11 protein-coding genes are annotated in these 13964 nt (G+C 68.5%); 8 read left to right on the top strand and 3 right to left on the bottom strand.

The window, feature by feature from the left end; genetic code table 11:
* The first annotated feature begins 6 nt into the window (after positions 1-6).
* Complete coding sequence (gene mtgA / locus AC56LK_RS07915) at positions 7-726, top strand: monofunctional biosynthetic peptidoglycan transglycosylase (protein WP_497184273.1); 720 nt, start codon at positions 7-9, stop codon at positions 724-726.
* A 108-nt stretch (positions 727-834) separates the two neighbouring features.
* Positions 835-1800: a magnesium/cobalt transporter CorA gene (corA, locus tag AC56LK_RS07910; RefSeq protein ID WP_497184010.1), complete on the top strand. Its 966-nt coding sequence runs from the start codon at positions 835-837 to the stop codon at positions 1798-1800.
* Between the two features lie 81 nt (positions 1801-1881).
* Here the strand turns inward: corA and AC56LK_RS07905 are convergent, their stop codons facing one another.
* The 3 genes from AC56LK_RS07905 to thiD all read right to left on the bottom strand — a co-directional run bounded on the left by AC56LK_RS07905 (position 1882) and on the right by thiD (position 4791).
* Positions 1882-2529: a PA4824 family protein gene (locus AC56LK_RS07905; RefSeq protein ID WP_497184009.1), complete on the bottom strand. Its 648-nt coding sequence runs from the start codon at positions 2527-2529 to the stop codon at positions 1882-1884.
* 127 nt (positions 2530-2656) lie between these two features.
* On the bottom strand, positions 2657-3952 hold the full coding sequence (hemL, locus tag AC56LK_RS07900; RefSeq protein WP_497184008.1) for a glutamate-1-semialdehyde 2,1-aminomutase: 1296 nt from the start codon (positions 3950-3952) through the stop codon (positions 2657-2659).
* Between the two features lie 17 nt (positions 3953-3969).
* On the bottom strand, positions 3970-4791 hold the full coding sequence (thiD, locus tag AC56LK_RS07895; protein ID WP_497184007.1) for a bifunctional hydroxymethylpyrimidine kinase/phosphomethylpyrimidine kinase: 822 nt from the start codon (positions 4789-4791) through the stop codon (positions 3970-3972).
* 92 nt (positions 4792-4883) lie between these two features.
* Between thiD and AC56LK_RS07890 the strand changes: the two genes are divergently transcribed.
* From AC56LK_RS07890 to AC56LK_RS07865, 6 genes are all read left to right on the top strand, one after another.
* Positions 4884-5036, top strand: coding sequence for a rubredoxin (locus tag AC56LK_RS07890; RefSeq protein WP_029755924.1), 153 nt, complete (start codon positions 4884-4886; stop codon positions 5034-5036).
* A gap of 134 nt (positions 5037-5170) precedes the next feature.
* A complete protein-coding gene (locus tag AC56LK_RS07885; protein ID WP_497184006.1) occupies positions 5171-5566 on the top strand; it encodes a response regulator in 396 nt (131 codons plus the stop codon).
* 39 nt (positions 5567-5605) lie between these two features.
* Positions 5606-5992 carry a response regulator transcription factor gene (locus AC56LK_RS07880; protein WP_497184005.1) on the top strand — a complete coding sequence of 129 codons (387 nt, stop codon included), beginning with the start codon at positions 5606-5608 and terminating at the stop codon, positions 5990-5992.
* Positions 5989-6531 carry a chemotaxis protein CheW gene (locus AC56LK_RS07875; protein WP_497184004.1) on the top strand — a complete coding sequence of 181 codons (543 nt, stop codon included), beginning with the start codon at positions 5989-5991 and terminating at the stop codon, positions 6529-6531. Before AC56LK_RS07880 ends, AC56LK_RS07875 begins: the two co-directional genes overlap by 4 nt.
* A gap of 49 nt (positions 6532-6580) precedes the next feature.
* Entirely contained in the window at positions 6581-8824 is a 2244-nt protein-coding gene (locus tag AC56LK_RS07870; protein WP_497184003.1) for a methyl-accepting chemotaxis protein, read from the top strand.
* Positions 8825-8843: 19 nt separating this feature from the next.
* Complete coding sequence (locus tag AC56LK_RS07865) at positions 8844-13964, top strand: Hpt domain-containing protein (RefSeq protein WP_497184002.1); 5121 nt, start codon at positions 8844-8846, stop codon at positions 13962-13964.

The following is a 13964-nucleotide window of genomic DNA, read 5'->3' as shown; positions in this document are numbered from 1 at the left end:
CTCGCCATGGGCAAAACCCGCAAGGCGGCCAAGAAGGGCTCACGCCGCTGGCTCAAATGGCTGATCCTGGGCCCGATCCTGCTGGTGCTGCTGGTCCAGCTCTACTTCTTCATCATGGTCTGCTGGTATTCGGTGTTCAATCCCGGCTCGACCAGCTTCATGCGCCAGCAGCTGTCGGAACTGCGCGAGAAGAACCCGAACGCGAAGCTCAAGCACGAGTGGGTGCCCTACGAGCGCATCTCGACCAACCTGAAACGGGCCGTGGTAGCCTCGGAAGATTCGCGTTTCGCCGAGCACGGCGGCGTCGATTGGGAGGCGCTGGAAAAAGCGTATGAGCGCAATAACAAGCGCAGCAAGGTGGTCGGCGGTGGCTCGACCATCACCCAGCAGCTGGCCAAGAACCTGTTCCTGTCCGGCTCGCGCAGTTACCTGCGCAAAGGGCAGGAGATGATCATCGCCTTCATGCTCGAGACCGTGATGAGCAAGCGCCGCATCCTCGAGGTCTACCTCAACGTGGTGGAATACGGGCGCGGCGTGTTCGGCGCCGAAGCGGCGGCGCGCCATTACTTCCGCACCTCGGCGGCCAACCTGAACGCCCAGCAGGCCGCGCGCCTGGCCGTGATGCTGCCGAATCCGCGCTACTACGACAAGCACCGTTCCACGGGCTACCTGGTGCGCCGTACCGCCCTGATCCAGCGCCGGATGCGCTTCGCCGACCTGCCCTGAGCGACCGGGCCGGCCGCCGGCCATGAAATTGTCGTGACGGGGTGGCCGCTTGCCGGGCCTGTCGGTTACACTTGCCGCAGTTTTCGAATCCCGGCCCGAGAGAAGCGCATGATCAACGTATTTGTCCTACAAAATGGCCGCCTGAACCAGGTCGGCGTCGACTCGCGCGAAGACCTGGAGAACGTGACGCCGGTCTGGGTCGACCTGAACGAGCCCACCGACGAGGAGCGCATCCTCGTCAAGACGACCTATGGGGTGACGCTGCCGGGCGAGGACGAGGTGTCGGACATCGAGGCCTCGGCCCGTTACTACGAAGCCGAGAACGGCGACCTGCACCTGCGCACCGACTTCCTGCTCGAGGAAGAAGACGGGCCTTCGCGCGTGGTCACGGTCGCCTTCATCCTGTCCGGGAAAATCCTGTTCTCGGTGCACAACGACGACCTGCCGGTGTTCCGCCTGGTGCGCCTGCGCGCGCGCTCTCGTCCCGGCTCGATCGAAGACTACATGGACGTGCTGCTCGACCTGTACGCGACCGACGCCGAGTATTCGGCGGACGCGCTCGAGGGCATTTATGAGGCGCTGGAAGAAGTCTCGACCCGCGTGCTGCAGAAGGAATTCACCGACCAGGACGCGGCCGCCGCGCTGAACGCGATCGCGCACGAGGAAGACTTGAACGGCCGGATCCGCCGCAACATGATGGACACGCGCCGCGCGGTCAGCTTCCTGATGCGCGGCCGGCTGCTGAACTCGGACCAGTTCGAGGAAGCGCGCCAGATCCTGCGCGACATCGAATCGCTGGACGGCCACACGTCCTTCCTGTTCGACAAGGTGAACTTCCTGATGGATGCCACCGTCGGTTTCATCAACATTAACCAGAACAAGATCATCAAGATCTTCTCGGTGGCCTCGGTCGCCTTCCTGCCGCCGACCCTGATCGCGAGTATCTACGGCATGAACTTCACCGTGTTCCCGGAGCTGAACTGGACCTTCGGTTATCCGTTCGCGGTCGGGCTGATGATCACCTGCGGCATCGCGCCGCTGTGGTACTTCCGCCGCCGCGGCTGGCTGCGTTGAACCCATATTGAAATAAAATTTCAGAAAAGAACGCCCGATGAAAGAGTATTTCACCGGGCGTTTTTACTGGCAGACTCGGGATTAAAAGACGGGAGCGGCGAACACCAGGCCCACGGTGAAGACGCGCGTGCCGCGCCAGCGTCCGATCGCACTGCCGACGCTGCCGTCGATCTGGACGCGGCCGGGCACGAGCGCATGACGAAGGCCGAACTGCCAGTTCGCCCGTTCGCCCGAAGCGCCGAAGGTTTCGAGCGCAGCCCGGGTCGCGCTCGCCAGCTCCGCATCGTAGGCAATGTTCCAGGTGGCGCGGGTACGGTAACGGTCCTCGTTCCGGACACGCAATACCCCCAGGTTGAGGTGCAGCAGTCGCGCCTGCCCGGCCACGGGCAGGGTCGCAATGCCGTTCAGGAAGGTCTCGCTCGCCAGGCTGCGCCGCATTCCCTGGCCGCCAAGCGCCACGGCCAGGCCGTAACGTGCATCGTCATGGGCGCGCAGCAGGTGCTTGAGCTGCCATGGGTGAACCGTGGAGGCGGGGTTGCCTGTCGCGCGAACGCGGGCGGCGCCCAGCGAAAATTCGGTGTGGCCGAAGGGGTTGCAGCCAGCATTCAGCCAGGCGCCGCGGCTGCCGCGCGCGTGTTCGGTCCAGGTCTCGAGCTGGCAGGCTCCGGCATCGAGGATGGCGGCATCGTCGGTCGCGAGCGGGCGGCCCGCCTGTACCGGAAGGACCATGGCAGCGCCGAGCGCAAGGAGCAGCGCATGGAGAAGGGGATGCGACAAGCCAGGCTCATCGAACATGCGCTTGCTCCTTTCGATCCGTGTCGGGTCCGCAGGCAGAGCCCCTGTCTGCCGGACGCGGTCAGCCGATGCGCTTGAACACCCGGCGCGCCGCCTCGATGGTCTCGTCGATCACCGCATCCGTGTGCTGGCTTGATACGAAGCCGGCCTCGAACATGGCCGGCGCGAAGTACACGCCCTCGTCCAGCATGCCGTGGAAGAAGCGGTTGAAGCGCTCCTTGTCGCCCGCCATCATCTGGGCGTAGGTGCTCGGCACGCTGTTCGAGAAGTAGAAGCCGAACATGCCGCCCACCGCATCGCCGCAGAAGGGGATGTCGTTTTCCTGTGCCGCCTCGGTCAGGCCCTGCACCAGGCGTGCGCTTGCCGCGCCCAGCTTGTCATAGAAGCCCGGCTCCTGCACCAGCTTCAGCGTGGTCATGCCGGCCGCCACCGCCACCGGGTTGCCCGACAGGGTGCCGGCCTGATAGACCGGGCCGAGCGGCGCCATCTTCTGCATCAGCTCCGCACGGCCGCCGAAAGCCGCCACCGGCAGGCCGCCGCCGATCACCTTGCCGAGCGCGGTCAGGTCCGGGGCGATGCCGTACATCTCCTGGGCACCGCCCAGGCCGACGCGGAAGCCGCACATGACTTCGTCGAAGATCAGCACGGCGCCGTGTTCGGTGCACAGCTCGCGCATGCGGGTCAGGAACTCCGCGGTGGCGCGGATCAGGTTCATGTTGCCGGCCACCGGCTCCACGATCACGCAGGCGATGGTGTCGCCCATCGAGGCGAAGGCGTCTTCCAGCTGCGGGACGTTGTTGTAGTCGAGGACCAGGGTGTGCTTGACGAAGTCTTCCGGCACGCCGCTTGATGTCGGGTTGCCGAAGGTGAGCAGGCCGCTGCCGGCCTTCACCAGCAGCGAGTCGGCGTGGCCGTGGTAGCAGCCTTCGAACTTGACGATCTTGTCGCGGCCGGTGGCGCCGCGCGCCAGGCGCAGCGCGCTCATGGTCGCCTCGGTGCCCGACGAGACCAGGCGCACCTGCTCGATCGAGGGCAGCAGGCGGCAGATCTCTTCGGCGATCTCGATCTCGCCTTCGGTCGGCGCGCCGAAGGACAGGCCGCGCGTTGCGGCTTCCTGCACTGCCTTGACCACCTGCGGGTGGGCGTGGCCGACGATGGCCGGGCCCCAGGAGCCGATGTAGTCGATGTAGCGCTTGCCGTCCGCGTCCCAGAAATAAGGGCCTTCGGCACGGGTGATGAAGCGCGGGGTGCCGCCCACCGAGCGGAAGGCGCGCACCGGCGAATTCACGCCGCCCGGGGTCGATTGCTGGGCGCGGGCAAACAGTTGGTCGTTCTTCGAGGTGTTCTCAATGGTCATGGTAGCGAGGGGCCGGATCAGCCCCGGTAGAATTTGTTGGGAATGAACTTGCCCATGCCGAAGCGCTGGGCGTGTTCGAGCGCGCCGGTGGTGTATTCCTGGGCGGCGAACAGCGCCTGCGGCGCTTCCATGCCGCATGCCATCAGGGCGGTGAACGAGGCAGAATACGTGTTGCCGGCGCCGACGAAGGGGCCCGGCAGGTGCTGCCATTCGACCCGGGCCACTACGCCGTCGGCATCGAACAGGGTATTCGAGCAGGCGCCCTTGTCGTCGCGGGTGCCGGTCACCAGCACGTACTGGCAGCCGGCATTGGTCAGTTCGGCCACGTCCGCGAGCAGGTCGTCGGCGCCGCCGTCGTCGCCGTTTTCGCCCACCTCGCGCCAGGTCTCGGCCATGCGGCCCAGCTCCGACTGCGACAGGATCAGGACCGTGGTCTGCGGCGCCAGGATCGAACGGATCGCCGACAGCATCTCTTCGTCGGCCAGGCCGGAATCGGGCAGGGCGGTGAGGAAGGGATCGAGGATCAGGGGCGCATCCGGGTAGTCGGACACGATCTCGGCGATCGCCGCCAGCTGCAGCACGGTGGCGACGGCGCCGACCTTGAAGGCGGCGATCGGCATGTCTTCGAGCAGGACGCGGGCCTGGTCGGCCATCCAGTCGCTGTCGACTTCGTGCAGGTTTTCGACCTTGGCGCTGTCGGCGACCAGCAGGCCGGCCACCACCGACAGTCCGTGGCATCCGTGCGCGGCAAAGGCGGCCAGGTCGGCCTGCACGCCGAGGGCGCCGACCGGATCGGACACGCCAAATGTCAGGATGAGGGGTAACGGTTGGTTTTGCACGACGCCTAGATTAAGATACCTGACTCTCCATTTTACTAGATAGAAGGACGCATATTGTGAGTATTGATTCGACGGCCCCCTTCCAGACCTGGATGTGCCTGATCTGCGGCTGGGTGTATGACGAGGCCGCCGGCGCGCCGGACGACGGCATTGCCCCCGGCACGCGCTGGGCCGATGTGCCGATGAACTGGACCTGTCCGGAATGCGGCGCCCGCAAGGACGATTTCGAGATGACCGCCATCTGATCTTGTCGAGCTGGCACGTCTGTTTGCAAAACGTCACGCCAATATGGATGTGACAGTTGACGTGTTGCAACACTTCACGCCAAAAGGGTAAAGGCCTGTGCTATCGTGGCGCTTCATGCTGAAGTGAAACGAAAATGACGACATCGCCGCAAGCAACCGGCCTGACCATCATGGTGATCGACGACAGCAGCACGATCCGCCGCTCCGCCGAAATCTTCCTGACCCAGGCCGGCTATCAGGTGGTGCTGGCTGACGACGGCTTCGACGCGCTCGCCAAGATCAACGACCACCACCCCGCGCTGGTGTTCTGCGACATCCTGATGCCGCGCCTGGATGGCTACCAGACCTGCGCCCTGATCAAGAAGAGCGCACGCTTCCATGCGACGCCGGTGCTGATGCTGTCGTCCAAGGACGGCCTGTTCGACCGCGCGCGGGGCGCCATGGTCGGCGCGGCCGCCTATCTCACCAAACCGTTTTCCAAGGACAGCCTGCTGGCCGCCGTGCGCGAGCACACGGCGCCGAAGGCTTGACCTGAACCCGCTTAACCGACCGAAATCCCGGAGCCCAAGGTGGCCATACAAAACATCCTGATCGTCGACGATTCCCCGACCGAGCGCTTCTACCTGACCGACATCCTGGCGCGCGCCGGCTATGCCGTGAGCACCGCCATCAACGGCGAGGAAGCGATCGACAAGATCCGCGCCGAGCGCCCGCAACTGATCCTGATGGACGTGGTCATGCCCGGCGCGAACGGCTTCCAGGTGACGCGCTCGATCGCGCGCGACCCCGAGCTGGCGGCGATCCCCGTGATCATCTGCAGCAGCAAGAACCAGGAAACCGACCGCATCTGGGGCATGCGCCAGGGCGCCAGGGATTACCTGGTGAAGCCGGTCGATCCGGCGCTGCTGCTGGCCAGCATCGCCTCGCTCGACGCCAAGCCGGCGGCTGCGGCGTGAGCGACGCAGCTGGCGAGGGGGCAAGGCTCGACCCGGCCGCGCGCCGTACCCGCCTGCGCGAATACCAGGAGCAGCTCCTCGAACGCATGCAGGCCGCCAAGGGCGGCGGCGGTGCGCCGATCCAGCAGCTCGGCATGCAGGTGGGCGGCACCCGCTACCTGCTCGACCTGCTGGAGGCCGGCGAGATCGTCCCGCCCGTGCCGCTGGCGCGGGTGCCGCTGACCCTGCCCTGGTACCTGGGCCTGGCCAACGTGCGCGGCACCCTGGTCGGCGTGATCGACCTGGCGCGCTACCTTGGCCAGGAGAGCGCGCCACCGGGCCCCTCCGCACGTCTCGTCACCTTCGCCCCCGCGCTCGGCTTCAACTGCGCGCTGCTGGCCGAGCGCGTGTTCGGCCTGCGCCAGGCTGGCAGCATGCGGCGCGAGGGCGAGGTCCTGCGCGACGCCGACGACAATCTGTGGACGCCGCTCTCGCTCGCGGCCCTGGTGCGGGAAGAACGCTTCCTGCACGTCGCACAACAAGCAGACACACGCAGCTAACCACATGGCAGGACCAGGAGCCGGTATGGGATTCGCCTCGAAACTCAGCATGAACGTATTCTCGAAGGACAGCGTGGACGACGACACCATGCTGGCCTCGCCCGACACCCAGTTCGGCGCCGGCGTGCTGCCGCCGCAGCCCGCGCACGACGGCAGCGTGCCGGTGCATGGCTCGGCCGACGCAGCCGCGCGCCGCCTCGGCAACACCCGGCCGCGCAAGCCCCTGCATGCCGCCAGCGAGGGTGAAGACCTGCGCCTGCCCCTGATCGGCCACCTGTCGCTGTCGCGCCAGCTGCGCGTGGTGCTGGCCGCCTTCGTGGCCGGCATCCTGCTGACGGTGCTGTCGATGTGGCAGAACGCCGCGCGCACCGACGTGGTGTCGACCCAGGGCCAGACCGCGGCGGACGCCCTGATGCATTCGCAGCGCGTGGCCAAGGCCGCGCCGAACGCCCTGCGCGGCGAGATGGGCGCCTTCAACGAACTGGACGAGAGCCGCGCCGAAGTCGGCCGCCTGCTGCAGCTGCTGGCACGCGGCGGCCAGGCCGGCGGCAAGACGATTCCGGCGTCCTCGGGCGAGGTGACGACCATGCTGGCCAAGGCGCGTTCCGCCTGGTCGGCCTCGAACGCGGCCGCCACCACCATCGTCGGCAACAAGCGCCACCTGGTCGGCTTCGGCGCCAGCGTCGCCAAGTTCGAACCGCTCGCCGCCGAGCTGGGCGCGATCGCCGACAGGCAGTCCGGTAACCCCACCTTCGGCCGCCTGGCGGCGCTGGCCGAGCGCCTGTCGGTGTCCACCCATGCCTTCGCAAGCCCGGGCGCGGCCTACCGCGACGCCGCCAGGACCATCCTGCGCGACAGCGCCGAACTGGGCGCGCTGCTGGACGGCCTGGCCGGCGCCCCGGCCGCCATCGCCGACGTCGAACTGCGCGAGCGCGTGCTGGATGCGCGCACCGCCTTCAAGACCTGGCAGGAAGGGCTGGCGCCGCTTTCGACCAACCAGCACAACTTCAGCGCCGCGCGCACCGCCGAAGCGGTCATCGCGCGCGACAACGAGGGCCTGCGTTCGACGCTGGCGCGGGTGCAGTCGGGCTATCGCGGCGAGCTGGAAACCAGGAGCGGCTGGTTCTGGATGCTGGTGGGAGCGGCGATCTTCACGCTGGCGATGGGTGGCTCGCTGAGCCGCGTGATGCTGCAGGACTCGCGCAACCGCACCCGCGGCGCCGAGGCGCGCCGCCGCGAAGCCGAGGCGATGCGCCAGCTGGCCCAGGCCAAGGAAGAAGAAGCCAAGGCCACCAACGACCAGAACCAGGCGGCGATCCTGCGCCTGATGAACGAACTGCAGGAAGTCGCGGACGGCGACCTGACCGTGCATGCCACGGTGTCGGAAGACATCACCGGCGCGATCGCCGACTCGGTCAACTACACGGTCGAGGAACTGCGCGAGCTGGTCCTGCGGGTCATCAAGACCACCGAGCAGGTGACGCGCGCCTCGAACGGCGCCCAGACCGTGTCGACCGAGCTGCTGGGCGCGGCCGAGCAGCAGTCGCGCGAGATCCAGGAAGCATCCAGCACCGTGCTGCAGATGGCGGCGCAGATTGCCGACGTGTCGCGTTCGGCGACCGAATCGGCCGACGTGGCGCGCCAGTCGGTGGCGGCGGCCGAGCAGGGCGCGCAAGCCGTGCAGAACGCGATCATCGGCATGAACGAGATCCGCGAACAGATCCAGGAAACCTCGAAGCGCATCAAGCGCCTGGGCGAATCCTCGCAGGAGATCGGCGAGATCACCGACCTGATCTCGGACATCACCGAACAGACCAACGTGCTGGCGCTGAACGCCGCGATCCAGGCCGCGTCGGCCGGCGAGGCGGGGCGCGGCTTCTCGGTGGTGGCGGAAGAGGTGCAGCGCCTGGCGGAACGCTCGGCCGAAGCGGCCAAGGGCATCGGCGCGCTGGTGCGCACCATCCAGGCCGACACCCACGACGCCGTGGCGGCGATGGAAAAGTCGACCCAGGGCGTGGTCGAGGGCGCGCGCCTGTCCGACGCGGCCGGCGCGGCGCTGAGCGATATTTCGCGCGTGTCGAACCGCCTCGCGGAGCTGATCCAGGGGATTTCCGGCGCGGCTGAACGGCAGGCGACGTCCGCCAACGGTGTGGCCCATAATATGCAGCACATCCTGTCGGTTACCGAGCACACCCAGGGCGGCACGCGCCAGACGGCACAGTCGATCCGCGAACTGGCGCTGCTGGCCCAGGAACTGAAGGATTCCGTGTCGCGCTTCCGCGTGGCGGCCTGAATACAACCATGACGAACCAATGACGACCCAAGCTTCCCCGCGCATGCCAGCCTTCGATACCGGCCCCCTGTCCTGGGTGATCGGCGAGATCCGCGATGCGCTGGGACGCTCGGGCACGGCGTTGCGCGATGCGGCCGGGCGCAGCCCGGAAGCCCAGCCGACCCTGCTGCTGCACGCGAAGACCCACCTGCACCAGGCCCACGGCGCGCTGCAGCTGGTGGACGTCGAGGGCGTGGGCGTGCTGGGCGGCGCGGCGGAACGGCTGATCGACCGCCTCAAGGATGGCGGCCTGGCCTGCACCCCGGAGACGGTGAAGCCGGTGCAGGACGCCTACCAGGCCCTGGTCGAATACCTCGACGAGCTGCTGGGCGGGGCGCCGCAGCAGCCGGCGCGCCTGTTCCCCTATTACCGCGATCTGCAGGAGCTGCTCGGCGTCGAGCGCATCCACCCCTCGGATCTGCTGCCGGCGGAGCTCGGCAAGGACGTCCAGCTGCATGCGGCCGTCGCGGCCGAGGCGCCGGATATCGCGGCCTGCCGTGCGCGTTTTGAAAAAGCGCTGCTGCCTTACCTGAAGAGCGGCGATGCGCAGCATGCCGTCGGGATGCGCGATGCGCTGGAGCCGGTAGCGGCCGCCCAGGAAGCGCCGCGCGCACGCCTGTTCTGGGCCGCGCTGCACGCCTTTGCCGGCGTGGTCGCCGACGGCCAGGTCGAGAGCGACTTGTACGTCAAGCAGCTGCTCGGCCAGGTCAACCTGCAGCTGCGCCGCCTGTCGCAGGGCCAGGGCGGCACGCCCGACGCGATGCTGCGCGATGCGCTGTTCTTCGTCGCGGCGGCAAGCCAACCCAATCCGGACGCCCAGCGCCTGCGCCAGGCCTGCGGCCTGGACGGCCTGGTGCCCCACGATTACGCCGCGCGCCGCTACGGCCGCATCGACCAGGCCACGCTGAAGGAAGCGCGCGAGGCGCTGGCCCGCAGCAAGTCGGACTGGGACCGCATTGCCAGCGAGGGCGACCTCGCGGTCAAGGAAGATTTCAACGAGCAGCTGTCGCGCCTGGCCGGCGCCAGCGAAAAGCTGGGCGCACCCGCGCTGGCCCAGCTGATGCGCGAGCTCGGACGCGCCGCCACGGACGCCATGCAGGCGGGCCGCAGCGAGGACTTCGGGCTGGAGATGGCGACCGCCATGCTGTTCGTCGAAAACGGCCTGGACCAGCTGCGCCAGTTGCCGGACGATTTCGCCGAAAACGCGGAAGCCGTCGGCGCGCGCCTGCTGGCCCTGGCCGCCGGCGAAACCCCGCCGGACGCGCCCCAGTGGCAGGGCGAGCTGGCGCGCCAGATCCAGCAGGGCCAGACCGTGGCGGTGCTGGCCGGCGAGATCAAGGCCGGCCTGCGCCAGGTCGAGAAGCTGCTCGACGATTACTACGACAAGCCGGGCAAGCGCGAAGTGCTGGTCCAGGCCGAGCCGGTGCTGCACCAGCTGCAGGGCGCCCTGTCCATCCTCGACCAGGAAGAAGCGGTGCAGGCGGTGCGCCACGTGGCCGGCGAAGTGCGGCTGCTGGCCGGCAGCGACGGAGACGTGACGGCGCAGTCGGGCGTGCTGCACAACATCGCCCAGAACATCGGCGCGCTCGGTTTCTTCAGCGACCTGCTGGCCCAGAACAGCGAGGCGGCGCGCAGCCGCTTCAGCTTCGACCTGGAAAAGCGCCTGCTGCGCGAGCTGCCTTTCGAGTTCGTCGAGGCCGCGCCCGAGCCGGAGCCCGTGCAGGAGGTGCCGGCGCAGGAAGCGAGCATCGAATCCGAGCTGCTCGAGATCTTCATCCTCGAAGCGCAGGAAGTGCTGGGCTTCGTGCTGGAGGCGCTGCCGCAGGCAGAAAGCCATCCCGACAGCCAGGAGACCCTGACCTTGCTGCGCCGCGCCTTCCACACGCTCAAGGGCAGCAGCCGCATGGTGAGCCTGGAGCGCTTCGCCGAGGCCGCCGCCGCCGTCGAGCGCACCATGAACCTGTGGCTGGCCGAGGCGCGCAGCGCCACGCCGGAATTGCTGGCGCTGCTGCGCCAGGCGCATGCGGAACTCTCCGGCTGGGTGGCCGACCTGGTCGCCGGCGGCAGCCCGGACCGCGACAGCGCGTCCCTGGTGGCCGCGGCCGCGCGCGTGCAGGAGGGCGGTGCGGCCGAGGACCTCCAGGTGCCGACGCTCGAGGACATTATCGTGCCGGCGCCGCAGCCCGGCACCGAACGCGTCGACGGGCTGGAGATTCCGCTCGGCCTGTACACGATCTACCTGGAAGAAACCGCAGCCCTGGTGGCACTGCTGGCCCAGGACTTCGACGCCTGGCGCGCGGAGCCGCAGCGGCGCGCATCGCCGGAAGCGCTGAAGGCGGCGCACACGCTGGGCGGCACCTCGTCCACGGTCGGCTACGCCGCGCTGCGCGAGCTTGCCCATGCGCTCGAACTGGTGCTGGAAAAGCTGGCGGCGCCCGGCCCCACGCTCGACGACAATGGGCGCGATCTGCTGGACGCGACGCTGTCGCGCGTGCGCACCATGCTGCAGGTGTTCACCCTCGGCGAACTGGCCCCGGCCCAGCCGGACCTGGTCGCCCAGCTCGGCAGCCTGCTGGAACGCCTCGCCAGCCAGCAGGCCGCCGCCGTCTACGGCGAAGTCGACCCGGACCTGGCCCAGCAGCTCGACGCCCTGTTCGCCAGCGCCTACGGCGAGCTGCTCGCGGCACCGCCGGCCATCGAAGTCGCGCCCGCCGAGCCGGAAGAACAGGCGCTGGCAAGTGCGGTGAGCGAGATCGACGACCTGTTCGACGCCTCGCTGGACCACCTGTTCGCCGCGCCGTCGCTCGACCAGGCCGCGCCGTCCACCGGGGCGCCGGCCTTCGTGCCGGTCACGCCGGACGAGGCGGTGCTCGACGCGGCGCCGGAAGCCGCGGCGCCCGCGCCGGCAGGCAGCGTGCTGGCCGCCGGCCCGGTCTTCAGCGACGAACTCGATCCCGACCTGCTGCCGGTCTTCCTGGAAGAGGGCGCCGACCTGTTCCCGCAGATCGGCAACGGCCTGCGCCAGTGGCAGCAGCATCCGCAGGACCACGCCGTCGCCCAGGGACTGCAGCGCGCGCTGCACACGGTGAAGGGCAGCGCCCGCATGGCCGGCGCGATGCGCCTCGGCCAGCACACCCACGAGCTGGAAACCCAGATCGAGAACATGGTGCATGCGGGGACCACCACCCCGGCCGCCTTCGACGAACTGCTGGCCAACTACGATCAGGCCTTGCTGCTGTTCGAGCAGCTGCAGCAACCGGCGAGTCCGGCCCGGGCCGCGGCGCCGGCAGCCCCCGAGCCGGCCGGCGGCCGGGCACCGCTGGTGCGCGTGCGCGCCGACCTTCTCGACCGCGTCGTCAACCAGGCGGGCGAAGTGTCGATCTCGCGCTCGCGCCTGGAAAACCAGGTGGGTTCGCTCAAGGGCGCGCTGTCGGACTTCTCGGAAAACCTCGACCGCCTGCGCCGCCAGATGCGCGAGATCGAGATGCAGGCCGAATCGCAGATCGCATCGCGATTGTCGATCGCCGGCGAGCGCGAATTCGATCCGCTCGAGTTCGACCGCTTTACGCGCCTGCAGGAACTGACGCGCATGATGGCCGAAAGCGTGAACGACGTGGAAGCCTTCCACGAAGGCCTGTCGCGCACCGTGGACAGCGCGGCGGAAGACCTGGCGGCGCAGTCGCGCATGACGCGCGACCTGCAGCGCGACCTGATGCGCGTGCGCATGGTGCCCTTCGCGAGCCTGTCCGAACGCCTGTTCCGGATAGCACGCCAGACCGCCAAGGAAACCGACAAGCGGGTCAACCTCGACATCCGCGGCGGATCGGTGGAAATCGACCGCAGCGTGCTGGAACAGATGGCCGCGCCTTTCGAACACCTGCTGCGCAACGCGATCGTGCACGGCATCGAGCCGCGCGCCGACCGTCTCGCGGCCGGCAAGTCGGAGACCGGCGAAGTGCTGGTGCAGGTGAGCCAGCACGGCAACGAGGTGGCGATCGTGTTCGGCGACGACGGGGCCGGGCTGGACCTCGACCGGATCCGCGCCAAGGCGCGCGATCTTGGCCTGGTCGGGCCGGATGCGGCCGTGTCCGACATGGACGCGGCCGAACTGATTTTCGAGCCGGGCTTCTCGACCGCCGACACGCTGACCGAGCTGGCCGGCCGCGGCGTGGGCATGGACGTGGTACGTTCCGAAGCCCAGGCCCTGGGCGGCCGCGTGGTGGTGACGACCGAGCCGGGCAAGGGTACGCGCTTCTCGATCCACCTGCCCCTGACACTGGCGGTGGCCCAGGTGGTGCTGGTGGCGAGCGCCGGCCGTACCTATGCGCTGCCCTCGACCCTGGTCGAGCAGGTGCTGCAGGTGCGCGATACCGACCTGGCCGCGGCGCAGGCTGCCGGCACGATTGCCGTGGCGGGGCAGCCGCATGCGCTGCACACGCTCGAGGTGCTGCTCGGCGAGGGCAGCGGCGGCGCGATGCAGCGCCTGAATCCGGTGCTGGTCGTGCATGGGGCGAGCGGGCGCATCGCGCTGCGCGTGGACGAGGTGCTGGGCAACCGCGAGGTGGTGGTCAAGAACATCGGCCCGCAGCTGTCGCGGGTGCCGGGCATTGCCGGCGCCACGGTGCTGGGAACGGGCGAGATCGTGCTGATCCTGGATCCGGTGGTGCTGGCCCAGCGTCCCGCCGCCCAGCCTGTCCTTGCCGCCGAGGAGGCGCCGCAGCCGGAGCGTCCGACCATCATGGTGGTGGACGATTCGATCACGGTGCGCCGCGTGACCCAGCGCCTGCTGGAGCGCGAAGGCTACCGGGTGATGCTGGCCAAGGACGGCGTCGACGCGCTCGAGCAGATCGAACTGGCGCGGCCCGACCTGATGCTGGTCGATATCGAGATGCCGCGCATGGACGGATTCGACCTGACGCGCGAAGTGCGCAGCAGGGAGCTCACCCGGGCCATCCCGATCATCATGATCACTTCGCGCACGGCGGACAAGCACCGCAATGTGGCGCTGGGGCTGGGGGTGAATGCCTATTTCGGCAAGCCGTACCAGGAACCGGTGCTGCTGGCGGCGATCGAGAGCCTGCTGGACAAGCAGAAGAACTGA

The sequence above is a fragment of the Telluria sp. ZB4P36 genome (assembly GCF_059685865.1).
Note: the sequence above shows the minus strand (reverse complement) of the source record. Positions and strands in the feature narration are given on the sequence as shown.

Bases quoted from the DNA above. Each gene is read 5' to 3' on its own strand.
- AC56LK_RS07870 (WP_497184003.1), top strand. From the start codon at position 6,581: ATGAACGTATTCTCGAAGGACAGCGTGGACGACGACACCATGCTGGCC.
- AC56LK_RS07865 (WP_497184002.1), top strand. From the start codon at position 8,844: ATGACGACCCAAGCTTCCCCGCGCATGCCAGCCTTCGATACCGGCCCC.
- corA (WP_497184010.1), top strand. From the start codon at position 835: ATGATCAACGTATTTGTCCTACAAAATGGCCGCCTGAACCAGGTCGGC.
- AC56LK_RS07885 (WP_497184006.1), top strand. From the start codon at position 5,171: ATGACGACATCGCCGCAAGCAACCGGCCTGACCATCATGGTGATCGAC.
- hemL (WP_497184008.1), bottom strand. From the start codon at position 3,952: ATGACCATTGAGAACACCTCGAAGAACGACCAACTGTTTGCCCGCGCC.
- AC56LK_RS07905 (WP_497184009.1), bottom strand. From the start codon at position 2,529: ATGGTCCTTCCGGTACAGGCGGGCCGCCCGCTCGCGACCGACGATGCC.
- mtgA (WP_497184273.1), top strand. From the start codon at position 7: ATGGGCAAAACCCGCAAGGCGGCCAAGAAGGGCTCACGCCGCTGGCTC.
- AC56LK_RS07890 (WP_029755924.1), top strand. From the start codon at position 4,884: ATGTGCCTGATCTGCGGCTGGGTGTATGACGAGGCCGCCGGCGCGCCG.